Annotated in this window: 20 protein-coding genes, 1 tRNA gene and 1 other RNA gene; 10 read left to right on the top strand and 12 right to left on the bottom strand. The window is 69.8% G+C overall.

The genetic code is table 11. The features are described 5' to 3' along the window. Nucleotides 1-43: 43 nt before the first annotated feature. Both ACFWN7_RS00085 and aceE read right to left on the bottom strand, forming a co-directional pair. Nucleotides 44-1255, bottom strand: coding sequence for a PucR family transcriptional regulator (locus ACFWN7_RS00085; protein ID WP_376936602.1), 1212 nt, complete (start codon nt 1253-1255; stop codon nt 44-46). 11 nt (nt 1256-1266) lie between these two features. After that, a complete protein-coding gene (gene aceE / locus ACFWN7_RS00090) occupies nt 1267-3993 on the bottom strand; it encodes a pyruvate dehydrogenase (acetyl-transferring), homodimeric type (protein ID WP_376936603.1) in 2727 nt (908 codons plus the stop codon). Nucleotides 3994-4161: 168 nt separating this feature from the next. On the opposite strand from aceE, the gene ACFWN7_RS00095 reads away from it, so the two are divergent. Next, entirely contained in the window at nt 4162-4617 is a 456-nt protein-coding gene (locus ACFWN7_RS00095) for a peroxiredoxin (protein WP_376936604.1), read from the top strand. Nucleotides 4618-4638: 21 nt separating this feature from the next. Here ACFWN7_RS00095 and ACFWN7_RS00100 read toward each other — a convergent pair whose 3' ends face one another. Then, entirely contained in the window at nt 4639-5337 is a 699-nt protein-coding gene (locus tag ACFWN7_RS00100) for a hypothetical protein (RefSeq protein WP_376936605.1), read from the bottom strand. A 75-nt stretch (nt 5338-5412) separates the two neighbouring features. On the opposite strand from ACFWN7_RS00100, the gene ACFWN7_RS00105 reads away from it, so the two are divergent. The 4 genes from ACFWN7_RS00105 (at nt 5413) to rnpB (ending at nt 7581) form a co-directional block, all read left to right on the top strand. After that, a tRNA-Val gene (locus ACFWN7_RS00105) sits at nt 5413-5488 on the top strand. A gap of 48 nt (nt 5489-5536) precedes the next feature. Then, on the top strand, nt 5537-6355 hold the full coding sequence (locus ACFWN7_RS00110) for a Nif3-like dinuclear metal center hexameric protein (protein WP_376936606.1): 819 nt from the start codon (nt 5537-5539) through the stop codon (nt 6353-6355). Nucleotides 6356-6392: 37 nt separating this feature from the next. After that, on the top strand, nt 6393-7130 hold the full coding sequence (locus ACFWN7_RS00115; RefSeq protein WP_376936607.1) for a zinc ribbon domain-containing protein: 738 nt from the start codon (nt 6393-6395) through the stop codon (nt 7128-7130). A 75-nt stretch (nt 7131-7205) separates the two neighbouring features. After that, nucleotides 7206-7581: RNase P RNA component class A (gene rnpB, locus ACFWN7_RS00120), an RNA gene on the top strand. A 5-nt stretch (nt 7582-7586) separates the two neighbouring features. Here the strand turns inward: rnpB and ppgK are convergent. Together ppgK and ACFWN7_RS00130 are read right to left on the bottom strand one after the other, a co-directional pair. Then, complete coding sequence (ppgK, locus tag ACFWN7_RS00125; protein WP_376936608.1) at nt 7587-8342, bottom strand: polyphosphate--glucose phosphotransferase; 756 nt, start codon at nt 8340-8342, stop codon at nt 7587-7589. Further along, entirely contained in the window at nt 8332-8478 is a 147-nt protein-coding gene (locus tag ACFWN7_RS00130) for a hypothetical protein (protein WP_376936609.1), read from the bottom strand. The genes ppgK and ACFWN7_RS00130 overlap by 11 nt, the downstream gene beginning before the upstream one ends. Before the next feature lie 11 nt (nt 8479-8489). Here ACFWN7_RS00130 and ACFWN7_RS00135 point away from each other — a divergent pair, with 11 nt between their 5' ends. After that, a complete protein-coding gene (locus ACFWN7_RS00135) occupies nt 8490-8675 on the top strand; it encodes an SPOR domain-containing protein (protein ID WP_376936610.1) in 186 nt (61 codons plus the stop codon). Nucleotides 8676-8723: 48 nt separating this feature from the next. Here ACFWN7_RS00135 and panB read toward each other — a convergent pair whose 3' ends face one another. Next, a complete protein-coding gene (panB, locus tag ACFWN7_RS00140; protein ID WP_376936611.1) occupies nt 8724-9626 on the bottom strand; it encodes a 3-methyl-2-oxobutanoate hydroxymethyltransferase in 903 nt (300 codons plus the stop codon). Between the two features lie 89 nt (nt 9627-9715). On the opposite strand from panB, the gene ACFWN7_RS00145 reads away from it, so the two are divergent. Together ACFWN7_RS00145 and ACFWN7_RS00150 are read left to right on the top strand one after the other, a co-directional pair. After that, a complete protein-coding gene (locus ACFWN7_RS00145) occupies nt 9716-11053 on the top strand; it encodes a glutamine synthetase family protein (RefSeq protein WP_376936612.1) in 1338 nt (445 codons plus the stop codon). Between the two features lie 11 nt (nt 11054-11064). Further along, nucleotides 11065-14103 (top strand): bifunctional [glutamine synthetase] adenylyltransferase/[glutamine synthetase]-adenylyl-L-tyrosine phosphorylase, encoded by a 3039-nt coding sequence (locus tag ACFWN7_RS00150; RefSeq protein ID WP_376936614.1) that lies wholly within the window; start codon nt 11065-11067, stop codon nt 14101-14103. Nucleotides 14104-14328: 225 nt separating this feature from the next. On the opposite strand, the gene glnA is transcribed toward ACFWN7_RS00150, so the two are convergent. Further along, nucleotides 14329-15753 carry a type I glutamate--ammonia ligase gene (glnA, locus tag ACFWN7_RS00155; protein WP_376936615.1) on the bottom strand — a complete coding sequence of 475 codons (1425 nt, stop codon included), beginning with the start codon at nt 15751-15753 and terminating at the stop codon, nt 14329-14331. 135 nt (nt 15754-15888) lie between these two features. On the opposite strand from glnA, the gene ACFWN7_RS00160 reads away from it, so the two are divergent. After that, nucleotides 15889-16323, top strand: a complete 435-nt coding sequence (locus ACFWN7_RS00160; RefSeq protein WP_376936616.1) for an RDD family protein — start codon at nt 15889-15891, stop codon at nt 16321-16323. A gap of 15 nt (nt 16324-16338) precedes the next feature. Here the strand turns inward: ACFWN7_RS00160 and ACFWN7_RS00165 are convergent, their stop codons facing one another. From ACFWN7_RS00165 to lipB, 3 genes are all read right to left on the bottom strand, one after another. After that, entirely contained in the window at nt 16339-17052 is a 714-nt protein-coding gene (locus ACFWN7_RS00165; RefSeq protein WP_376936617.1) for a DUF4191 domain-containing protein, read from the bottom strand. A gap of 73 nt (nt 17053-17125) precedes the next feature. Further along, nucleotides 17126-18115 (bottom strand): lipoyl synthase, encoded by a 990-nt coding sequence (gene lipA, locus ACFWN7_RS00170; RefSeq protein ID WP_376936618.1) that lies wholly within the window; start codon nt 18113-18115, stop codon nt 17126-17128. Next, nucleotides 18112-18750, bottom strand: coding sequence for a lipoyl(octanoyl) transferase LipB (gene lipB, locus ACFWN7_RS00175; RefSeq protein WP_376936619.1), 639 nt, complete (start codon nt 18748-18750; stop codon nt 18112-18114). The genes lipA and lipB overlap by 4 nt, the downstream gene beginning before the upstream one ends. 156 nt (nt 18751-18906) lie before the next feature. On the opposite strand from lipB, the gene ACFWN7_RS00180 reads away from it, so the two are divergent. After that, nucleotides 18907-20553 (top strand): hypothetical protein, encoded by a 1647-nt coding sequence (locus ACFWN7_RS00180; protein ID WP_376936620.1) that lies wholly within the window; start codon nt 18907-18909, stop codon nt 20551-20553. On the opposite strand, the gene sucB is transcribed toward ACFWN7_RS00180, so the two are convergent. Beyond that, nucleotides 20550-22148, bottom strand: a complete 1599-nt coding sequence (gene sucB / locus ACFWN7_RS00185; RefSeq protein WP_376936622.1) for a 2-oxoglutarate dehydrogenase, E2 component, dihydrolipoamide succinyltransferase — start codon at nt 22146-22148, stop codon at nt 20550-20552. The two genes, ACFWN7_RS00180 and sucB, sit on opposite strands and share 4 nt — an antisense overlap. Before the next feature lie 66 nt (nt 22149-22214). Further along, nucleotides 22215-23588, bottom strand: a complete 1374-nt coding sequence (gene lpdA / locus ACFWN7_RS00190) for a dihydrolipoyl dehydrogenase (protein ID WP_376936624.1) — start codon at nt 23586-23588, stop codon at nt 22215-22217. Between the last annotated feature and the right edge of the window lie 22 nt (nt 23589-23610).

Here is a 23610-nt window from a genome sequence, read left to right on the forward strand (position 1 = left end):
GCCGGCGACTCGGGCCGGCCGGCGACTCAGCGTCGCCGGCGGCTCAGCCCGGCCGGCGACGCGGTTGGTGCTCGTGGTCGCTCATCGAGCCGATGATGAGCGCGGCCTGCAGGATGAGCGCCTCACGTGCGCCGGTGGCATCCCACCCGATGACGTCGGAGACGCGCTTGAGGCGATAGCGCACGGTGTTGGGGTGCACGAACAGCTCGCGGGCGGTGGCCTCGAGGGAGCGACCGTTGTCGAGATAACTCCAGAGGGTCGTGAGGAGCTCGGTCGAGTGCGCCTGCAACGGCCGGTAGATGCGGTGCACGAGCGTCGCGCGGGCGAGCGGGTCACCGGCGAGCGCGCGCTCGGGCAGCAGGTCGTCGGCGTGCACCGGCCGGGGGGCGTGGCGCCACGACCGTGCGACGGCGAAACCCGCCAGAGCCGCCTTCGCGCTCTTCGACGCATCGACGAGGTTCGGCACCTCGTGGCCGAGCACGAGATGCCCGGGGCCGAAGTGCGGTTCGAGCTGCGAGGCGATCTCCATGAAGGTGAGCGCCGGCGAGGTGCCGATGGTCTCCTCGGGCTCGCCGCCGAGCGGGTCGGAGCGGCCGATGACGAGCACGAGCCGGTTGCCCTGCACGCCGATGAGCACGTCGGCGTGCATGTGCCGCGCGGCGCGGCGCACGTGGTCGACGTCGAGCTGCTTCGGCGTGGTGCCGACGAGCACCGCGACCTCGCCGTGCCCGTGCCAGCCGAGCGCGGCGATGCGGCTCGGCAGCTCGTCGTCGTACTCGCCCGACAGGATCGAATCCACGACGAGCGCCTCGAGCCGCGCGTCCCAGAGGCCGCGTGCCTCGGCGGCACGAGCGTAGACGTCGGCCGCGGCGAAGGCGATCTCGCGCGAGTACAGCAGGATGGCCTCGCGGAGCGGCTCGCCGCCGTCTTTCACGCGGTCTTCGACGACCTCGACGGTCACGCGGATGAGCTGCAGCGTCTGCTGCAGGCTCACCGAGCGGAGGAGTTCACGGGGTGCCGCCCCGAATACATCGGCGGCGATCCACGGCGTCGACCGCGGATCCTCGAACCAGGCGATGAACGACGAGATGCCGGCCTGGGCGACGAGGCCCACCGCAGACCGCCGGCTCGGCGGCATGTCGCCGTACCACGGCAGGGTGTCCTCGAGGCGTTTCAGCGTCTGGGTGGAGAGCTCGCCCGCGATGGTGCGCAACCACGCGAGCGTCTCCGCCTTCGTCCTGGGCTTCGTCGCCACCTCGTCGCCTGCTAGCTCTCGCCGCCGGCCGATCCGGTGGTTCCGGCGTTCACGTCGTGGAGCCGGTACTTCTCGATGGCCTGCGCCGGGATCGAGCGGTCGACCTCGCCGCGGTCGGCGAGCAGCTCGAGCGTTCGCACGACGACCGAGGGGCCGTCGATCTTGAAGAAGCGGCGAGCGGCCGGGCGCGTGTCGGAGAACCCGAAGCCGTCGGCGCCGAGGGTGGCGAAGTCGCCGGGCACGTAGGCGCGGATCTGGTCGGGCACCGCGTGCATGTAGTCGGACACCGCGACGAACGGCCCCTGCGACCCCGACAGCTTCTGCGTCACGTAGGCCGTGTGTCGTTCCGCGTCGGGGTTGAGGAAGTTGTGCTCGTCGGCGGCCACGCCGTCGCGGCGGAGCTCCGTCCAGCTCGTGACCGACCAGACATCCGCCGACACGCCCCAATCGGCGGCCAGCAGTTCCTGCGCCTCGATGATCCACGGCACCGCCACGCCCGAGGCGAGCAGCTGCGCCTTCGGACCCTGCACGCTCGACTCCGAGAGGCGATGGATGCCGCGCACGATGCCCTCGACGTCGACCCCCTCGGGCTCGGCGGGCTGCACGAGCGGCTCGTTGTACACGGTGAGGTAGTACATGACGTTGGGGTCGGGGTGGTTTCCGCCGTACATGCGGTCGAGGCCCGACCGCATGATGTGCCCGATCTCGTAGCCGTAGGCCGGATCGTAGGAGACGACCGCCGGATTCGTGGAGGCCAGGAGATGCGAGTGCCCGTCGGCATGCTGCAGGCCCTCGCCCGTGAGCGTGGTCCGCCCCGCCGTGGCGCCGATGATGAAGCCGCGCGCCATCTGGTCGCCCGCCGCCCACATCGCGTCGCCCGTGCGCTGGAACCCGAACATCGAGTAGAAGACGTAGATAGGGATGAGCGGCTCGCCCTCGGTCGAGTACGAGGTGCCCACCGCGGTGAACGCGGCGAACGCGCCGGCCTCGTTGATGCCGACGTGGAGCATCTGGCCCTGCGGGCTCTCCTTGTAGGCGAGGAGCAGCTCGCGATCGACCGACGTGTAGTGCTGGCCGTTCGGGTTGTAGATCTTCGCATTCGGGAAGAACGCGTCCATGCCGAACGTGCGCGCCTCGTCGGGGATGATCGGCACGATCCGGTTGCCGAAGTCCTTCGCGCGCATCAGGTCTTTCAGCAACCGGACGAACGCCATGGTCGTGGCGATCTCCTGCGTGCCGGAGCCCTTCTTCGCGATGGCGAATGCCGACTCGTCGGGCAACGAGACCGCGGTGTGCGATGCGCGGCGCTCGGGGGTGTAGCCGCCGAGCTCGCGACGGCGCTCCTGCAGGTAACGGATGGCGTCGTCTTCCGGGCCCGGGTGGAAGTACGGCGGAAGGTACGGGTTCTCCTCGAGCTGGGCGTCGGAGATCGGGATGCGCATCGTGTCGCGGAACGTCTTCAGGTTCTCGAGGGTCATCTTCTTCATCTGGTGGGTCGCATTGCGACCCTCGAAGGCTGGACCCAGACCGTAGCCCTTGATCGTCTTCGCAAGGATGACCGTGGGCTGACCCGTGTGCTCGGAGGCCGCCTTGAACGCCGCGTACACCTTGCGGTAGTCGTGGCCGCCACGCTTGAGTCCCCATACCTCGTCGTCGCTGAGGTGCGACACGAGCTCGAGGGCACGGGGGTCCCGGCCGAAGAAGTTCTCGCGCACGTACGCGCCCGACTCGGCCTTGTACGTCTGGTAGTCGCCGTCGGGCGTGACGTTCATGAGGTTGCGGAGCGCCCCGTCGTGGTCGCGGGCGAGCAGGTCGTCCCACTCGCGGCCCCAGATGACCTTGATGACGTTCCAGCCCGCGCCGCGGAAGAAGCTCTCGAGCTCCTGGATGATCTTGCCGTTCCCGCGCACCGGGCCGTCGAGGCGCTGGAGGTTGCAGTTGACGACGAACGTGAGGTTGTCGAGGCCCTCGTTCGCGGCCACCTGCAGCTGACCGCGGCTCTCGACCTCGTCCATCTCGCCGTCGCCGAGGAAGGCCCAGACGCGCTGGTCGCTCGCATCCTTGATGCCGCGGTTGGTCAGGTACTTGTTGAGCTGCGCCTGGTAGATCGCGTTGATCGGACCGAGGCCCATCGACACCGTCGGGAACTGCCAGAAGTCGGGCATGAGCCGCGGGTGCGGATACGACGAGAGCCCGTTCGGCGCGTGCGACCTCTCCTGACGGAAGCCGTCGAGCTGGTCGGCGGTGAGCCGGCCCTCGAGGAAGGCGCGGGCGTACATGCCGGGGGAGGCGTGCCCCTGGAAGAAGATCTGGTCGCCGCCGCCGGGATGGTCCTGGCCGCGGAAGAAGTGGTTGAGGCCGACCTCGTAGAGGGCCGCGCTCGACGCGTACGTCGAGATGTGGCCGCCGACGGCGATGCCGGGCCGCTGGGCGCGGTGCACGAGCATCGCGGCGTTCCAGCGGATCCACGCGCGGTAGCGACGCTCGATCTCCTCGTCGCCCGGGAACTCGGGCTCGTTCTCGGGCGCGATGGTGTTCAGGTAGTCCGTGGTCGGCACCATCGGCACGCCGAGGTGCAGCTCCTTCGAACGCTTGAGCAGGCTGAGCATGATCTCGCGCCCACGCTGGTGCCCCTTCTCACCGACGAGCGCGTCGAGTGATTCGGCCCATTCGGATGTCTCCTCGGGATCCGAGTCCATCGCCTCGACCGAGTAGGGGTCCTGGTCGTTGACAGTCACACTCGACCTCTCTCTTCAGCAGTTCTTGCCAGGGGGTTGGGCGTGCGCACGACGGAAGACCGGATCACGGTCGCGTGGCACCACGCCATCCTAATGAGTCTATGCCCGCGACGTGACGGCTAGGCTGGGTGCGGTCCCCGCTCCGAGAACACCGGGAGGAACGCCCCGATGATCCTTCGACCCGGCACGGCGGCGCCCGACTTCGCGTTGCCGAACCAGTTCGGGCAGCCCGTGTCGCTCGCGAGCTTCCGCGGCATGAAGCGGGTGACGCTGGTGTTCTTCCCGCTCGCGTTCTCGAGCACCTGCCAGGGTGAGCTGCGCGAACTCCGCGACAACCTGACGCTGTTCTTCGAGTCCGACACGGAGCTCCTCGGCGTCTCCGTCGACTCCAAGCACACGCTCCGCGCCTGGGCGGAGGAACAGGGATACGGGTTCCAACTGCTCGCAGACTTCTGGCCGCACGGCGAGGTGGCCCGCTCCTATGGCGCATTCCTCGACGATCGGGGGTACGCGAACCGTGCCACCTTCGTGATCGACGAGCAGGGGGTCATCCGTTCGAGCTTCGCCTCCGCACCCGGCGAGGCGCGCACCATCGAGCAGTACCGGGTCGCACTGTCGCGGTGAGCGGATGCCGCGGCATCCCCTTTAGTCCAGGATGCCCACGGAGCGCGCGATCACGAGCGCGAGGATCACGAACCCGCCGAACGCCTGCAATCCCATCAGGAGCTTCATGCGCTGCGAGAGCGGCATCGCGTCGCTCGCGCTGAACGCCATCGAGTTCGACAGCGACGTGTAGAGGTAGTCGACGAAGCGCGGCGTCCAGTCCTGCAGTGCCGAGGATCGCGCGGCGACTTCTGCGATCGCGTCGCGATCCTCGTCCTGCGAGAATCTGAAGTCGGCCGGTGGCAGTTCCGTCCGGTTCCAGGTTGTTCGGAGCACTGGTCCGCCCCGATCCAGCTCCCAGAAGAGAAGTGCGAACCCGATGACGTTCGCGACCCAGACCTGGAGTGCGGCGAGCAGCAGTCCCGGGGCGTCGTTGTGGCCGCCGACGAGCTTCGTCACGAGCACGACGAGGGCGACCTGGTTCACGAGCACCAGGAGGAGGGCGAGCCCGACCGACAGCACCCGCGACCACGTCGTCTGGCGCACGAGGCGGTGCGGGTTCACGATCGAGAGCGGCACGAGGAACGCCAGGCCGGCCGCGACGACCACGAACCGTTGCCCGCCCACGAGCTCGTTCGGCAGGATCGCGTAGAGGGCCAGCGCGACGAGCAGGGCCACGACCGCGGGCCAGCGGTACTCGGGCTCCGCGGTGCGGCTCGGGTGCCTCGTCGCGACCTCCATGGCCGCGAGTCTAGGGACGCTCCGATACGATGAGCATGCGCCGCGCGGCATCGGCTCACAGTCGATCGCGCGTGGGGGCCTTTAGCTCAGTTGGTAGAGCGCCACGTTTACACCGTGGATGTCGTCGGTTCGAGCCCGGCAGGGCCCACCAGGGGTGATCGATCGGATGCCGCGTGCGTGCGGCGCTAGGCTGGGGCGCGTGCCAGCCGTTCTCACCGAGGTCCTGACGACGATCGACCGGCTCTGGCCGCTCGAGGGGGCTGAGCCGTGGGATGCCCCGGGCCTCGTGACGGGTGACCCCGATGCCGTGGTCGGGCGTGTGCTGTTCGCCGTCGACGCCGTCGGCGCTACGGTCGACGAGGCGATCGACGCTCGCGCCGACCTCATGATCACGCACCACCCGCTGCTGCTGCGCGGCGTCACCACGATCGCCGAGGATCGCTACAAGGGAGCGCTCCTCGCGCGGCTCATCCGCGCCGGGTGCGCGCTCGTCGCGGCCCACACGAACGCCGATGTCGTCGAACGCGGCACGTCGGCGGTGCTCGCCGATCGCCTCGGTCTCTTCGACGCCCGGCCGATCGTGCCCGGCGCCGATCCAGCCCTCGGCCTGGGCCGCGTCGGCCGGCTCGCCGAGCCCACGACGCTCGGCCGCCTCGCACGCCGGCTCGCCGAGATCCTCCCCGCCACGGCGACGGGCGTGCGCGCATCCGGCGGCTTCGACGATCCCGTCGAGACCGTCGCGGTGTGCGGCGGCGCAGGCGACTCCCTGCTCGGCGACCCCGCCGTGCGGGCCGCCGACGTCTACATCACCGCCGACCTGCGCCACCACCCGGCATCCGAGGCTCGTGAGCAGGCGGTGCTCGGTGGCGGCCCCGACCTGATCGACGTGTCGCACTGGGCGAGCGAATGGCTCTGGCTCGATGCGGCGGCCACCCAGCTTCGCGCCGCGCATCCCGGTCTCGACGTGCGCGTCAGCGAGCTGCGCACCGATCCCTGGGACTTCCAGGTCGTGCAATGATGACCGCTTCCCCCTCCCACCCGACGAGGAGCACCACGTGAAGGCAACCCCCGCCGAACAGCAGGAACTGCTGCGACTGCAGTCCCTCGACACCCGCCTGCAGCAGCTCGCGCACCGGCTCGGTTCCCTCCCGCAGGCAGCCCCGCTCGCCGAGCTCGCCGCACGCGACACTTCGGTTCGCGGCACGCGCGCGGAGGCCGTCGGCGGTCTCGAGGACGCTCGCACGGAGCTCGCGCGCCTCGAGTCGGATGTCGCGATCGTCGAGGCCCGCATCGCGCGCGACGGGGATCGCCTGCAGCACACCTCCTCGATGAAGGATGTCGCCGGCCTCGAGTCCGAGCTGGTCTCACTGAAGAAGCGCCTGTCCGACCTGGAAGACCAGGAGCTCGCGGTGATGGAGCGCCTCGAGAGCGCCGAGGGCGTTCTCGCCGGCATCGACGAGGAGCGCGCCTCGATCGCGGCCGACACGGCGAAGCTCGAGGCCGAGCGCGACGCGGCGGCCGCCGGATTCGCCAGTGAACGGGATGCCGCGGAACGCGACCGCGTCGTCGTCGCGGGCGGCGTTCCCGCCGATCTTCTCGGCCTCTACGAGCAGCGCCGCACGCGCGGCGCGGGCGTGGGGGCCGCACACCTCCAGCACCGCACGTGTCAGGGCTGCAACATGACGCTCACGGGCTCCGGCCTCGAGAGCGTGCGGCGGGCAACACCCGATGACGTGCTGCTCTGCCCCGAGTGCGACCGCATCCTGGTGCGCACCGACGAATCCGGCATCTGAGGGATCGGCACCTCCGCGATCCGACCGCCCGCCGAACCGACATGCGGCGTCGGCCTGTAGTCTGGCAGTTGCGAGCGGGTCGGCAAGACGGCCGCGTCATCCGGGCGATCGGATGCCGAGGAACGTCCGGGCTCCGCAGGGCAGGACGGTGGGTAACACCCACCCGGGGCAACCCGCGAGACAGTGCCACAGAAAGCAGACCGCCCCGGGCTCACGCCCGGGGTAAGGGTGAAACGGTGGGGTAAGAGCCCACCAGCGGCCGCGGTGACGCGGTCGGCTCGGCAAACCTCGTCCGGAGCAAGGCCAGACAGGGAACGATGGGGCTGCCCGTCCCGTTCCCGGGTGGGCCGCTGGAGGGCTGCGGCAACGCAGCTCCGAGAGAGATGGCCGTCCAGCCGGTGTCGCGCAAGCGCCCGGTGAACAGAACCCGGCGTATCAGCCGGCCCGCTCGCACCCCTACCGCGTCGCCAGCGACGCCGCGCCGAGGATGCCCGCGTTGTTGCGGTGCACCGCGGGAACAATGGGTGTCTTCAGGTCGAGCAGCGGCAGGAAGTGCTCGTGGTGCTTCGAGACGCCGCCGCCGACCACGAACAGGTCGGGGGAGAAGAGGAACTCGACGTGCGCGTAGTACCGCTGCAGCCGCTCCGCCCACTGGGTCCAGCTCAGCGATTCCCGCTCCATGGCGGAGTACGCGGCGCGGTGCTCGGCGTCGACGCCGTCGATCTCGAGGTGCCCGAGCTCGGTGTTCGGCACGAGCACGCCGTCGTAGAGGAACGCCGACCCGATGCCGGTGCCGAGCGTCGTGAGGATCACCAGCCCCTCTGCGCCGACCGCCGCGCCGTAGCGGGATTCGGCGTAGCCGGCGGCATCCGCGTCGTTGATGAAGTGGATCTCGCGGCCGAGTTCGTTCTCGAAGAGCTCCTCGGCGGCGAGCCCGATCCACTCATCGGAGACGTTCGCCGCCGAGAGGGTGCGCCCGTGCTTGACGACCGCCGGGAAGCACAGGCCGAGCGGCAGCTTCGTGCCGTCCGACTCGTCGGCGATGCCGGCGAGCAGTTCGTCCGTGGCCCTCAGGATGTCGGCGGGCCTCCCGCCCTCGGGCGTGCGCACCTTGAACCGGTCGCCGACGAGCTCTCCGGTGCCGAGGTCGACGACCGCCCCCTTGATGCCGGTGCCGCCGATGTCGATTCCGATCGCGTGGTCAGTCGCCATGGCGCCACCCTATCGTCGTGACGCCCGGTTCGATGGCGGATGCCGCGGCCCCGTTCGCGCCCGCGGCGATCCGCCCCGCGGCGCGGATCGGCGAAAGGCGGCCCGGCATCAGGTGGTCGGCGGTGTCCTTGGGCATAGGATCGCCCTATGGCCGAGGATGTCGAGCACATGTTCTGGTACAACCTGAAGACCGGCGAGGTCGAGCAGGGTTTCGAGTCGCCGTCGGTCGACCGCGTCGGGCCGTTCGAGACGCACGCGGAGGCCGAGCGGGCGCTCGAGATCCTCCGCGCGAACAGCGCGAAGTGGGCCGAGGAGGACGCCGCCGAGGACTGATCGCCGGCGGACGAGCAGCTCCCGACGAAGTCGGACGCGTCTCGAGGCCTATTCGTAACTGTGCTCCGAGTTCGGGTAGGTACCCGACTCCACGTCCGTTCGCCACTGCCTGGCCGCGTCGCTCAGGATGCCCGAGAGGTTCGCGTACTGCTTCACGAACTTCGGCACCCGGCCGATCGTGAGCCCGGCCCAGTCGGTCCAGACGAGCAGTTGCCCGTCGGTGTGGGGCCCGGCGCCGACGCTGATCGTGGGGATCTCGAGCAGCTCGGTCACCTGGCGTGCGGCATCCGCCGGCACCATCTCGAGCACGACCGCGAACGCGCCGGCATCCTGAATCGCCTTCGCGTCGGCGAGGAGCTGCTTCACGCCCTCGCCCCGCCCCTGGATCACGTGCCCGCCCAGGCCGTGCTCGCTCTGCGGCGTGTAGCCGATGTGGGCCATGACGGGGATCCCGGCGCCGACGATGCGCCTGATCTGCTTCGCGCTGCGTTCGCCGCCCTCGAGCTTCACGGCGTGTGCGCCGGTCTCCTTCATGAACCGCACCGCGGTGTGCAGGGCGACCTCGGGGCCGTTCTCGTAGGAGCCGAAGGGCATATCGGCCACGACGAACGCACGCTTCACCGCGCCCGCGACGGCACGGGTGAGGGGGATCAGGTCGTCGACCGTCACCGGCAGGGTCGTGTCGTAGCCGAGCACCGCGTTGCCGGCCGAGTCCCCGACGAGCAGGAAGTCGATGCCGGCCTCGTCGAAGATCCGCGCCGTGAGCTGGTCGTAGCTGGTGAGGCCGGTGATCTTGATGCCCTCGCGCTTGGCGTTCTGGAAATGTCGCGTGCGCACCCGCTTCGGACCGCCGGATGCCGCCGTCCCTCCATACGGGTTCGACTCGACGGCGGGCGGGGCCGAGGGGGCCGCCGGGGTCGGTGCGGCATCGTTCACGGGCGTCTCGGGCATGCCGCCAGTCTCGCACAACGCGGCATCCGTGCTCGGCGTCCCGGGCCTGCACCGAGCCGCTACCCTGAGAGGTGCGAGAGAGGGTGTGGATGGATAAGCAGCGCGACTTCGTTCTTCGCACGATCGAGGAACGTGGGGTCAAGTTCGTCAGGCTCTGGTTCACCGATGTCGTCGGCACGCTGAAGTCGGTCGCGATCGCCCCGGCCGAGGTGGAGGGCGCGTTCACGGAGGGGATCGGGTTCGACGGGTCCGCGATCGAGGGACTCAGCCGCACCTACGAGTCCGACCTGCTGGCATTCCCCGACCCGGCGACGTTCCAGACGCTCCCGTGGCGTGGCGACATCGATCCCACCGGTCGCATGTTCTGCGACATCACGACGCCCGACGGCGAGCCCGCGGTCGCCGATCCCCGCAACGTGCTGAAGCGCACGCTCGCTCGCGCGGCCGACCAGGGATTCACGTTCTACACGCACCCCGAGATCGAGTTCTACCTGCTGAAGTCCTCGAAGTACGGCCCCGAGGGGCCGCAGCCGGTCGATTCGGCCGGATACTTCGACAATGTGCCCGGCGGCACGGCGCACGACTTCCGTCGGCGCTCCGTGCGGATGCTCGAAGACCTCGGCATCTCGGTCGAGTTCAGCCACCACGAGGCGGGCCCCGGCCAGAACGAGATCGACCTCCGCTACGCCGACGCCCTCACCACGGCCGACAACATCATGACCTTCCGCACCGTCGTCAAGGAGGTCGCGATCGAGCAGGGGGTCTACGCGACGTTCATGCCGAAGCCGTTCTCCGACAAGCCGGGCTCGGGCATGCACACGCACCTGTCGCTCTTCGAGGGCGACGCGAACGCGTTCTTCGAGGCGGGTGCGCAATACCAGTTGTCGAAGATCGGCCGTCAGTTCATCGCCGGGCTCCTGCGGCACTCCAACGAGATCTCGGCAGTCACGAACCAGTTCGTGAACTCGTACAAGCGGCTGTGGGGCGGCGACGAGGCGCCGAGCTTCGTGTGCTGGGGGCACAACAACCGTTCCGCACTCGTGCGCGTGCCGCTCTACAAGCCCAACAAGGGGCAGAGCGCCCGGGTCGAGTACCGTGCGATCGACTCGGCCGCGAACCCGTATCTCGCCTTCTCGCTGCTCCTCGCCGCCGGAATGAAGGGCGTCGAGGAAGGCTACGAGCTGCCGCCCGAGGCGGAGGACGACGTCTGGGCGCTCACCGACAGCGAGCGACGCGCGCTGGGGTACAACCCGCTCCCGGCCAGCCTCGACCACGCCATCGAGTTCATGGAGGAGTCCGAGCTCCTCGCCGAGACCCTGGGTGAGCAGGTGTTCAACTACGTGCTCGCGAACAAGCGCGCCGAGTGGCGCGACTACCGCTCGCAGGTCACGCCGTTCGAGTTGCAGCGCAACCTCGAGATCCTCTGACCTCGCAACGGATGTCACGGCAGACCCCGACCCTCGGCCGTCTCGCTCGCGCGGGCTTCGACGATCTGAGCCGCGCCGCGGCCTCGCTCGGATCGCTCGCCTCGGCGACCGGCGTCGACGAGGAACACCTGCTCGCCGTGTTCTCCTCGGCGGGCGACCCCGACGAGGCGCTCGCGGCGACGAGCCGGCTGTACGAGCGCGCCCCCCACGAGGTGGCGGTGGTACTCGGCGAGCAGGCCTCGGCTGAGCGGATGGCGCGGCTGCTGGGGGCGTCGAGGGGCTTCGCCGACTTCCTGATGCGGCATCCGGCCGAGCTCGCGGTACTCCGACAGGTGCCCATGCCCCCGCTCGCGGCGAGCGATGCGCGTGCTGTGCTGCGCGCAGCGCTCGATGACCTCGACGTTCCGCCGGTTCAGTACCTCGACGCCGCGGCCCGAGCCGTACGCGTGCGCCACCGCCGCCTCCTCGCCGCGATCGCCGTCTACGACCTCACTCGGCCGAACACGATCGAGGCCGTCGACACGATCGCGGCGGGCCTCGCCGACCTCGCCGGTGCGACGCTCGACGCGGCCATCACGGCGGCACGGCGGGCGGTTGCCCGCGCCGACGGGGAGCCGGCGCCCGGGCGGTATCCGGAGCACGAGGTCGAAGCCACGCGTCTTGCGGTCATCGGCATGGGCAAGGCGGGTGCCCGCGAGCTCAACTACGTGAGTGACGTCGACGTGATCTTCGTCGCGGAGTCCGCCGACGAGCAGGTCGTGTCCACACCGAGGGCGCTCGACATCGCGACCCGCATCGCCATGGTCGCCATGCGCGTGATCGCTGAGCCCGGTATCGAGCCGCCGCTCTGGGAGGTCGACCCGAACCTCAGGCCCGAGGGCAAGGACGGCGCGCTCGTGCGCACGCTCGAGTCGCATCTGCAGTACTACGACCGGTGGGCGAAGAGCTGGGAGTTCCAGGCGCTGCTGAAGGCGAGACCACTCGCCGGCGACGCCGACCTCGGCGCGCGATATGCGGCGGGAGTCGCTCCGAAGGTGTGGGCGAGCTCGAGCCGCGACGGATTCGTGGAGTCCGTGCAGCGCATGCGCGAGCGGGTCACCGAGCACATCCCCGCCGATGAGGTGGAGGTGCAGCTGAAGCTCGGCCCCGGCGGCCTCCGCGACATCGAGTTCACGGTGCAGCTCCTCCAACTCGTTCATGGTGCGAACGACGCGTCCATCCGGCAGGCGGGCACGCTCCCGGCGCTCACCGCCCTGGCCGAGCACGGCTATGTCGGACGCGAGGAGGCGGCGGAGTTCGCCCGCGACTACCGGATCCTCCGCGTGCTCGAGCATCGCCTCCAGCTTGAACGCCTGCGGCGCACGCATCTCATGCCGCGCGACCCCGGACGTCTGCGCACCCTCGCACGGTCCTCGGGCCTCGCCCGCAGCGCCGAGGAGCTCACGTCGCTCTGGCAGTCCACTCGGCAGCGCGTGCGCGGCCTGCACGAGCGACTCTTCTATCGCCCGCTGCTCTCGGCGGTGGCGGCATTGCCCGCAGGCGGACTCGAGCTCACGAGTGAGCAGGCCGAGGCGCGACTGGCGGCGATCGGCTTCCGCGATCCGCGCGGTGCGCTCGCGCACATCGGCGCGCTCACCGCAGGCGTCTCGCGCCGTGCCGCCATCCAGCGACACCTCATGCCGGTGCTCATCTCGTGGTTCGCCGACGGCGCCGATCCCGACTACGGCCTGCTCGCCTTCCGCCGCCTCAGCGACACCCTCGGGACCACGCACTGGTACCTCCGGCTGCTCCGCGACTCGTCGGACGCGGCGCTTCGCCTCACCCACGTGCTGTCGGGCTCGCGGTTCGCGGGGGAGCTCCTCGAACGGATTCCCGAGGCCGTCGCCTGGCTCGAGGATCTCGAGGAACTGCGGCCGCGGCCCCTCCCCGCGCTCGAAGACGAGAAGCGAGCCGTGCTCCGTCGTCACGGCGACGCGGATGCCGCGGCCAAGGTGTTCCGCGCCATCCGCCGCCGCGAGGTGCTGCGACTCGCCCTCTCGGCGATCCTCGACGTCTGCACGGTCGAGGAGCTCGGACGTGGTCTCTCCGACGTCACCCAGACCCACATCGCGGCGATCGTCGAGGCGATCAGGGGCGACGCGCCCGACGGGATCGAGTTCGCGGTGATCGGGATGGGGCGGTTCGGCGGCCGCGAGCTCGGCCTCGGCTCCGACGCGGATGTCGTGTACGTCTACCGTCCGGCAGATGCCTCGACGAGCCCCGACGCCGCCGCCGCGCCGGATGCGGCGCACTCACGTGCCCTCCGCATCGTCTCCGAGCTCGTTCGGCTCAGCGAGGACGCCCGCCTCCCGTTCGAACTCGACGCCGACCTCCGCCCCGAGGGCAGGAACGGCGTGGTTGCCCGTTCGCTCGACGCGTACCGCGCGTACTACGCGCGCTGGTCGCTCACGTGGGAGGCTCAAGCGCTGCTGCGCGCCCGTGGCGTGGCGGGCGACGAAGCCCTCATCCGGGACTTCACCGAGCTCGCCGACTCCGTGCGGTATCCGGTGCACATCTCGGAACAGGACATCCGGGAGGTGAAGCGCATCAAGGCACGGGTCGAGAAGGAGCGACTCCCGCAGGGGGCCGATCCCACTCGGCACCTGAAGCTCGGCCGTGGGTCGCTGTCGGATGTCGAGTGGTTCGTGCAGCTCGTGCAGTTGCGGCATGCCGCCGAGATGCCGTCCCTGCGCACCACGTCGACGCTCGACGCGCTCGCGAGCGCGGTCGAACACGAACTCGTCGCAGCATCCGATGCCGAAGTCCTCCGTGCGGCGTGGATCTTCGCGTCACGCGCCCGATCGGCCCTCACGCTGTGGCTCGACCGCACCACCGATGTGCTGCCCGTCGAACGGTCGCAGCTCGAGGGTGTCGCACGCATCATGGGCTACCAGCCCGGTTCCGCCACGCGGCTCGAGCACGACTACCTGCAGCTCACCCGGCGAGCGCGGGCGGTCTTCGAGCGCGGCTTCTACGGCTTGCCGCCACGCCGCGATCCGACCACCGGCTGACGCCGCAGACTGCGGAGTGTTCGCGAATCGATCAGGGGTACTTGTTGCGTGCCCATGCGATGAGCGCGCTCATCGGTGCCTCGCCCGGTTCGGTGCGGTTCGATCACGGGATCGTTGCACGCAGCGCGTTGCGCGGTCGTTACCGCGCGTCGGCGTTCTGAGCCCGCCAAAGGAAACGGGCCCGCACCGCCGAAGTGGTGTGGGCCCGTTGCCGGCATACCGGCGTCAGACGCCGTAGTACAGCTCGAATTCGAACGGGTGCGGGCGCTGGGCGAGGGGCTTCAGCTCCTTCTCGCGCTTGTAGTCGATCCAGGTCTCGATGAGCTCCTTGGTGAACACGCCCCCCTCGAGGAGGAAGTCATGGTCTGCCTCGAGCGCGTCGAGCACGGCGTCCAGCGAGCCGGGCAGCTGGGGGATCGACTTCGCCTCCTCCGCCGGCAGCTCGTAGAGGTCCTTGTCGACGGGCTCGTGCGGTTCGATGCGGTTCTTGATGCCGTCGATGCCGGCCATGAGCTGCGCGGCGAACGCGAGGTACGGGTTGCCCGAGGCATCCGGCGCGCGGAACTCGATGCGCTTGGCCTTGGGGTTCGTGCCCGTGATCGGGATGCGGATCGCGGCCGAGCGGTTGCCCGCCGAGTAGACGAGGTTCACGGGCGCCTCGAAGCCCGGCACGAGCCGGTGGTAGGAGTTCACCGTCGGGTTCGTGAAGGCGAGCAGCGCCGGCGCGTGCTTCAGGATGCCGCCGATGTACCAGCGCGCGAGGTCGCTGAGGCCGCCGTAGCCGGCCTCGTCGTAGAAGAGGGGCTTGCCTTCGTTCCAGAGCGACTGGTGCGTGTGCATGCCCGAGCCGTTGTCGCCGAAGAGGGGCTTCGGCATGAACGTGGCCGTCCTGCCCCACTGCTCGGCGGTGTTCTTGACGACGTACTTGAACTTCAGGATGTCGTCGGCGGCGTGCACCATCGTGTCGAACTTGTAGTTGATCTCACCCTGGCCCGCCGTGCCCACCTCGTGGTGGCTGCGCTCGACCTCGAGGCCGGCGTCGACGAGCTTGAGCACGATGTCATCGCGCAGGTCTGCGTGCTGGTCGACGGGGGAGACGGGGAAGTAGCCGCCCTTGTACGGGGTCTTGTTGGCGAGGTTGCCACCCTCTTCGATGCGGCCCGAGTTCCATGCGCCCTCGCTGGAGTCCACGGAGTATGAGCTCGAGTGCTGGTTCACCTCGTAGCGCACGTCGTCGAAGATGTAGAACTCCGCTTCGGGAGCGAAGAACGCCGTGTCGGCGATCCCGGTCGACGCGAGATACTTCTCGGCCTTCTTCGCCACCTGACGTGGGTCCTTGCCGTAGACCTCGCCGTTGCGCGGGTTGTAGATGTCGAACACCATGATGAGCGTGCGCTCGGCGCGGAACGGGTCGACGTAGGCGGTGGAGACATCCGGGATCAGCTGCATGTCGGATTCGTGGATCGACGCGAACCCGCGGATCGAGGAGCCGTCGAACAGCTGGCCGGTCGCGAAGAAGTCCTCGTCGACGGTCGCAGCCGGGATGTTGAAGTGCTGCTGCACACCCGGGAGGTCGGTGAAGCGGATGTCGAGGAACTTGACATCCGTCTCCTTGATGAACTTGAGCACTTCAGACGAATCACTGAACATGTGACGGAATCTCCAAGGGGGGTGGGACCGGGCGGTGGTGCACAGCCGAACGCGACGCTATCGGCTCACGGTTTCCCGACCGTGACGCCGATGTTTCGGCCATGTTACGCGGGTGCCTGTCGGTAGACTCGACGGGTGCCCGATGCGAAGCCCCCTGCCACCGGCGAGCTCCGACCGAACCGCTGGCCCGGCGAGAGATTGGGCCTTCCCGATTCCGGCCCCGGTTCGATCGGACGCGTCGGCCGGCGCATCGCCGCCCTCGTCATCGACTGGGCCTCGGCGACCGTCATCGCGCTGCTGTTCGCCCCGTACAGCTCGATGCTGCACTCGTGGCTCACCCTCGGGATCTTCGCGCTCCTGCAGATCCTCTTCATCCCCACGATCGGCGGCAGCGTCGGGCACCGGCTCACAGGGCTGCGTGTCGTGCCGATGTCCGGCGGTTGGATCGGCCTGTGGCGTCCCGTCGTGCGAACGGCGCTCCTCGTCGTCGTGATCCCGGCGCTCATCTGGGACGCGGACCAGCGCGGCTTCCACGACAAGGTCGCCGGCACGGTGCTCATCCGGGCCTGATCGAACGGAGCGGGGTCAGCGCATCTTGCCGCGCTGCGGCCGCGCCTTCATGGGGTCGATGCCCTTCGGGATCGGCAGCGGCGCCTGCAGGGAGTTCAGACGGTTCGAGACGGCGAGCACCTCGGGCTTCGTCAGGGTGCGCTTCGTCTTGCGGAGCGTGGCCGGCAGCCGGTGGAGCTCCACCGAACCGTCGTCGTGGCCGACGGCGATGAGGGTGATCGGCACATTGGGCAGCACTCGGGCGACCTTGCGCTTCTCGTCGTCGAGCATCCGCTGGGTGCGGGTGACGGGCCCTTCGCTGATGAGGGCGACGCCGCCCCGGCCGACCGCGCGGTAGACGGCGTCCTGCGTCTTCCCGTTCACGGCGATCGGCATCTCGTTGCCCACCCAGCCGCCGCGCAGGCCGCTGCGGAGCACGGCCCCGACCGCGCCCGGCTGTCCGTCGATCTGCGAGTAGGCCGCACGCTCGGCGCGACGGCCGAGAATGACGAGGGCGAGCAGGATGCCCGCGAGCACGCCCGCGACGACCCAGAGGGCGATCGTGAAGCCATTGCCCTCGCCGAGCCAGAGCGCGAGGGCGAGGCCGACGAGCACGGGAACGAGGAAGCCGAGGAGCATGAGCCATTGCGAGCTCGAGTCGTAACGGCGGGTCATCTGGAAGACCTGCCACATCTGCTTCATGCGGCCGGGCTCCTTCGGAGCGGACCCCTTGTCCTTGGTGCGTGCCATGGTCACAAGGATACCGGCGGCGGGGGCCGCCTCCGACCGTGTTCTCGGTGGGCGGAGGCGGCATCCGGATGTCTCAGCCGACCGCCTGCGCGAATCCCAGCGATGCATCGGCGAGGTGGGCGAGCTCGCTCGGAAGCTCCCGCCCCTTCGCCCGCATCGACTGCGCCCAGAGGCGACCCGCACGGTACGACGAGCGCACCAGCGGACCGGCGAGCACCCCGAGGAATCCGATCTCCTCGGCCTCCTCTTTGAGCTCCAGGAACTCCTCGGGACGCGCCCATCGATCGACGGGGAGGTGGCGCGGGCTCGGCCGAAGGTACTGCGTGATCGTGATGATGTCGGTGCCCGCGTCGTGCAGGTCCTGAAGCGCCCGCGAGATCTCCGCACGTTCCTCACCCATGCCGAGGATGAGGTTCGACTTCGTGATGAGTCCCGCATCGCGGCCCTGCGTGATCACGTCGAGCGAACGCTCGTACCGGAACGCCGGCCGGATCCGCTTGAAGATGCGCGGCACCGTCTCGACGTTGTGGGCGAACACCTCGGGCCGTGCCGAGAACACCTCGGCGAGGTGCACCGGGTTGCCCGAGAAGTCGGGAACGAGGATCTCGACGCCGGTACCGGGGGACCGGCGGTGGATCTCGCGGATCGTCTCGGCGTAGAGCCATGCGCCCTCGTCGGGAAGGTCGTCGCGGGCGACGCCCGTGACCGTGGAGTAGCGCAATTGCATGCGAACGACCGACTCGGCCACGCGGCGCGGCTCGTCGACGTCGTAGTCGGCGGGCTTGCCGGTGTCGATCTGGCAGAAGTCGCACCGGCGGGTGCACTGCGAGCCCCCGATGAGGAAGGTGGCCTCGCGGTCCTCCCAGCATTCGTAGATGTTCGGGCAGCCGGCCTCCTGGCAGACCGTGTGCAGGTCCTCGCTCTTCACGAGCTGCTGCAGCTGCCGGTACTCGGGGCCCATCTTCGCGCGGGTCTTGATCCAGTCGGGCTTGCGCTCGATGGGCGTCTGGGCGTTGCGGACCTCGAGGCGCAGCATGCGGCGCCCCTCTGGTGCCGCGCTCATGCGGCGACCGCCTCCTCGTCGTCCCGGAACCGCTGCGTGATGGGTGCGACGAGGTCTTCAGGGGTGACCTCGTAGCCGAGCTCTCGGGTGATCGTGGTGATGCCGGCGTCGCGGATGCCGCACGCGACGATCTTCTCGTAGGGATCGATCGAGTTGCTGCAGTTCAGCGCGAATCCGTGCATGGTGACGCCGTCGGCGACGCGAATGCCGATCGCGGCGATCTTGTTCTCGAGGCCGGGTGGGCCGACCCAGACGCCGGAGCGGCCATCGACCCGACGGCCGTCGACGCCGAGGTCGGCGAGCACGTCGATGAGCATGCCTTCGAGGCGTCGCACGTAGCCGACGACGTCGATGGGCTCGGCGAGCCGGAGGATCGGGTACCCCACGAGCTGGCCGGGGCCGTGCCAGGTGATCTTGCCACCGCGGTCGACGTCGATGACGGGAGTGCCGTCGGTCGGTCGTTCCTCGGGAGCCGTTCGCTTGCCGGCAGTGTAGACGGAGAGGTGTTCCAGGAGGATGACGGTGTCGGGGCGTTCGCCCGCGACGACCGCGCGATGGACGGCGCGCTGAAGGTCGAGACCCTCGATGTACGGCACGGAGTTGGCGCTTAGCCCCGCGACGACGAAGTCGAGCATGCCGTCCAGTCTAGGTGCATCGACGGCTGCCGCGAGCCGGCCGAGCCGGCGGCGGCGTCTGCGCGACTCGTCCTCGACACGTTCGGGGTGCACGACTCGGCGCACCTGAGGCGGTTGCCCGTCCACGCGGGCGGGAGCCGGCGCGAGGATCGAGTCATGACTCGTGATCGCAGCCGAAGCCGTCGCCCGACCGCGCCATCGAGCGACGTGGCGAGCACTGCGCACACCGCATCGACCGCGGACGCACCTTCGCTCGTCGGGGCCTTCGTCGGGTACCGGCTCCTGAGGCGCATCGCCGCGGGGGAGCGCGCCGACGTGTACCTGGCCACCGCCGACCTGCCCGGCGCATCCGACCCCCGCGACCCGTACTCGTTCGCACCGCCTGTGGTCGACGGCTCGGGTCGGAGCGGCACCGGACCCGCGTCGGCTTCGCCGCCGCTCGTCGTCGTGCGCGTGTACCCGAGGGACGCCTCGGCCGAGTCCGTCGCCCTCGAGATCGAGGCGATGTCGACGGATGCCGGTGGAGCGCTGCCCGCGCTCTACGACGTCGCCGCACTCGACGACGGACGGTGCTGCCTCGCTGTCGAGAGGATCGGCGGCGTCGCCGTGTCCCGCCTGCTGACGGAACGCATGCTGACCGCCGGCGAGGCGGTCACGATCCTCGCCCCGATCGTCGTCGCCGTCGCCGAGCTCGCGGCGCATGGATTCGTGCACACGAGGCTCGCCGCCTCAGACATCCTGCTCGATGACGCCGGACGCCCGAGGCTCGTCGGTCTCGGCGCCCTGCGTCGGCTTCCGGGCCACGAACAGTCGGCCGAGCGCACCGCCCTTCTCAGGTCGGGACACGTCGCACTCGCCGAACTCCTCGAGGATGTGTGTGGCGCCGTGCGTCCGGCGGGCGTCCTCGACGACGCCGTCGACCTCATCCGCGGGCGCCTGGAAGTGCGACCGTTCGAACAGTGCGAAGCCGACCTGGAGCGGAGGCTCTTCGCGGTGGCCGCCGCGGAACCGATCGCGGGCGTCGAAGTGCGGATGCGCACCGTGCGTCTCCCGGCGCGCATCGGCACCCCGGCGGCGGCGCCCGACATCACCGACGACCACGGCCGAGCTTCGGACGGCGACCGTCCCACACGGGGCCGGCGGACACGCGCACTTCTCGGGCTGGCACAGCTTCCAGAAGATCTCGGTGAGCGCCTGGCGACGGCCGCGGATGCGGTCCCCGGCGCGCGCCTGCGGACGCGCCTCGGCTCGATGATGCGGTCGAAGCGACGTGCGCTCATGGTCGGAGGGCTCATCGGGGGTGGCGCCCTCGTGCTCATGCTCACGATGGTGCCCCCGGGCACCGAGACGGAGGTGCGCCAGTCCCTCGAACCGGGTGCGTCGGCGATCACGGGTCCTGCATCCCCGAGCGAGGGCGGCCCTCAATCGGCGGTGGGCGCCCCGCCCCCGATCGCCGACGGAGTCCAGACCGGAGCGGCGGGCGATGACGATCCGGTGGCGGCGACGCGATGGCTGCTCGAGCGGCGTTCCCGGTGCTTCGAGACGCTCGATCTCGGATGCCTCGACGCCGTCGTGCAGCCGACATCGGCGATCGAGGCGCAGGACCGGGCCGCGATGCTCGCCGCCCGCGACGGCGCGACGCACGTCGACGACGGATTCGACCTCACGACGTTGGAGGTGCGCGCGGAAATGGGCGACGCCGTGCTCGTCGGGATGACCGGCGCAGGGCCCCGACGCGAACCGGCCTCGCTCCTCGTGGTGAGGGGCGAGGCCGGCTGGCGCTTGCGGGAGATCTTCGACTAGATGCCGAGCTCGGACTCGAAATCGCCCTCTTCGAGGCGCTCCTTGACGGCGGTCAGGAAGCGTGCGGCGTCGGCACCGTCGATGATGCGGTGGTCGTACGACAGGGCGAGGTAGACCATCGAGCGAATCGCGATCGCGTCGGATCCGTCCTCGCTCACGATCACGGGCCGCTTCACCACGATGCCCGTGCCGAGAATCGCCGACTGCGGAAGGAAGACGACGGGTGTGTCGAACAGCGCACCGCGCGAGCCGGTGTTGGTGAGGGTGAACGTGCCGCCCGAGAGCTCGTCGGGCTTCAGCTGGTTGTTGCGCGTGCGCTCGGCGAGATCGGCGATCTGGGCCGCGAGGCCCGCGATGTCGAGCTCGCCGGCGTCACGGATGACCGGCGTGAGCAGGCCGCGCTCGGTGTCGACCGCGATGCTCATGTTCTCGGTGGCCGGGTACACGATGCTGTCGCCGTCGACGGTCGAGTTGACGATCGGGTAGGCACGGAGAGCCTCGGCAGCTGCGAGCGCGAAGAACGGCAGGAACGAGAGCTTGTTTCCGGTCTTCTCGAGGAAGGCGCCCTTCACGCGGTCGCGCAGCCTCGCGATGCGGGTGACGTCGACCTCGACGACCGTCGTGAGCTGTGCCGTCGACGTCATCGAGACGACGGCGCGCTCGGCGACGACCTTGCGCAGACGCGTCATCGGCACGGTGGTACCACGCAGAGGGGAGGTCTCGAGCGGCGTGCGCGTGGGAGCGGCCGCGGCCTGAGCAGCCGGCTCCGACGATGCCGCCTGGGCGGAGATGACGTCTTGCTTGCGGATTCGGCCGCCGACGCCGGTGCCGGTCACGTTGGCCAGGTCGACGCCCTGCTCATTGGCGAGCTTGCGAACGATCGGCGTGACGTAGCCGCTCGTGCCGGCGTGGGAACCCGAGGCGGCCGGCGCCGGTGCCTCGGGGGCCGGGGCTGCGGGCGCTGCGGCCTCCGGAGCCGGTGCGGCCGGAGCCGCCTGAGGGGCGGCAGGCGCAGTCTCGGGAGCGGGTGCGGACGGTGCCGCGGCGGCCGGGGGCGCCGGTGCAGCCGTGGCTGCTTCGGGTGCGGGTGCGGCAGGTGCCGCCTGAGCTGCCGGTGCAGCCGGTGCGGCTTGAGGCGCCGGTGCGGCAGGAGCCGCTTCGGGTGCCGCTGCGGCAGGTGCTGCTTCGGGTGCCGCTGCGGCAGGTGCTGCTTCGGGTGCCGGTGCGGCAGGAGCTGCCTCGGCTGCGGGTGCGGCAGGAGCTGCCTCGGCTGCGGGTGCGGCAGGAGCCGCTTCGGGTGAGGGTGCCGCCGCAGCATCGGCCGCCGGAGCCGCCTCGGCAGGCGCGGCGGCGGCCGATCCGTCGCCGATCGTCACGAGTGCGGTGCCGACTTCGACCGTCTCGTCTTCCTGGACGAGGATCGCCTCGATCACGCCGGCAATCGGCGACGGGATCTCGGTGTCGACCTTGTCGGTCGACACTTCGAGCAGCGGCTCGTCGACCTCCACACGGTCGCCGACGTTCTTCAGCCAGCGGGTGACCGTGCCCTCCGTGACACTCTCGCCGAGTGCCGGGAGGCTGACGGATTCGCTCATTCGCTTGTCTCCTTCACAGCGTGTGACGCTTTCTAGCTTATTGCAGTCGTGTTTCGGGGCGCTGGATCAGAGCGCGTGCAGGGGCTTGCCGGCGAGCTTGAGGAACGCCTCGCCGAGCGCCTCGTTCTGGGTGGGGTGCGCGTGGATGAACGGCGCGATGTCCTCGGGGTAGGCCTCCCAGTTCACGGCGAGCTGGGCTTCGCCGATGAGCTCGCCGACTCGTGCGCCGATCATGTGCACGCCGACGACGGGGCCGTCGTTCACGCGCACGACCTTGATCGAGCCGCTCGTCTCGAGGATGTGGCTCTTGCCGTTTCCGGCGAGGTTGTACTCGTACGACGAAACCTGGTCGGCGCCGTACTTCTCGGCTGCCCGGGTCTCGGTGTACCCGATGGAGGCGACCTCGGGCTCGCAGTAGGTCACCTTCGGGATGTTCACGTCATCGACGACGATCGGGCTGAGGCCCGCGATCTCCTCGGCGACGAAGATGCCCTGCTGGAAGCCGCGGTGCGCGAGCTGGAGACCTGGCACGATGTCGCCGACGGCGTAGACACCGGGCACATTCGTTGCGAGGCGCTCGTCGGTGATGACGAAGCCTCGGTCGATCGTGATACCGGCCTCCTCGTAGCCGAGGCCCTGGGTGACGGGGCCACGGCCGACCGCGACGAGCAGCAGCTCGGCCTCGACGGTCTCGCCGTTCTCGAGCGTCACGACGACGCTGTCGTCGTTCTGGGTGACGCCCTGGAAGCGCACTCCGAGCTTGTACTCGATGCCGCGCTTGCGGAAGGCCCGCTCGAGCTGCTTGGAGACCGACTCCTCCTCGTTCGGGACGAGGTGGGGGAGTGCCTCGATGATCGTCACCTCGGCGCCGAACGACTTCCACACGCTCGCGAACTCGACGCCGATGACGCCGCCGCCGAGGACGGCCACCTTCTTCGGCACGAAGTCGAGCTCGAGCGCCTGCTCGCTCGTGATGACGCGGCCGCCGATCTCGAGACCGGGGAGGGATCGGGAGTAGGAGCCCGTCGCGAGGATGATGTTCTTGCCGACGATGCGGTCGTCGCCGACCTGCACGGCGTTCGCCCCGACGAGACGTCCCTCGCCTTCGATGACCGTGATGCCACGGGCCTTCACGAGCCCCTGCAGGCCCTTGAACTTGCTTGCCACGATGCTCGAGCGATATGCGGTGACGGCGGGAACGTCGATGCCCTCGAACGTCGACCGGACGCCGAACTTCGACGACTCGCGCGAGCTGTCGGCGACCTCCGCCGCGTGCAGCAGCGCCTTGGTCGGGATGCAGCCGCGGTGCAGGCAGGTGCCACCCAGCTTGTCCTTCTCGACCAATCCGACGGTGAAGCCCAGCTCGACGGCGCGCAGCGCCGCTGCGTACCCTCCGCTGCCGCCACCGAGGATGACAATGTCAAAGTTCTGCTCGGACAACCGCAATCTCCCTTGCGCACCA

The sequence above is a fragment of the Agromyces sp. NPDC058484 genome (genome assembly GCF_042720415.1).
GTDB lineage: Bacteria > Actinomycetota > Actinomycetes > Actinomycetales > Microbacteriaceae > Agromyces.